Annotated in this window: 1 protein-coding gene; it reads right to left on the bottom strand. The window is 64.5% G+C overall.

Features of this window, described 5'->3' with window-relative positions:
- The coding region (locus GTP44_RS27075; protein ID WP_161021821.1) for an IS110 family transposase at nt 1-228 on the bottom strand (228 nt) is incomplete at both ends.

Genomic DNA, 228 nt, shown 5'->3' with positions numbered 1-228 from the left:
GACGCATGTCCTTTAATGCCTGAAGGCGCTGTGACCAGGCCCGCAACTGGCGCTGCTCCCGGGGTGGGGGCGACCAGGCGGCCGGCTTCATCAAGGCGCAGTAGCGCGCGATCAGCGCCGCATCGGCGGTATCGGTTTTATTGCGCACGTTTTCGCTCTGGCCAAAGCCTTTGACGCAACTCGGATTGGCGACCGACACCATGAAGCCGGCGTCATGCAGCGCCGTCG

Source organism: Duganella lactea (assembly GCF_009857505.1).
Classification (GTDB): Bacteria; Pseudomonadota; Gammaproteobacteria; order Burkholderiales; family Burkholderiaceae_D; genus Rugamonas; species Rugamonas lactea.
The sequence above is the reverse complement of the archived record's forward strand: the minus strand, read 5'-3'. Positions and strand labels throughout refer to the sequence as shown.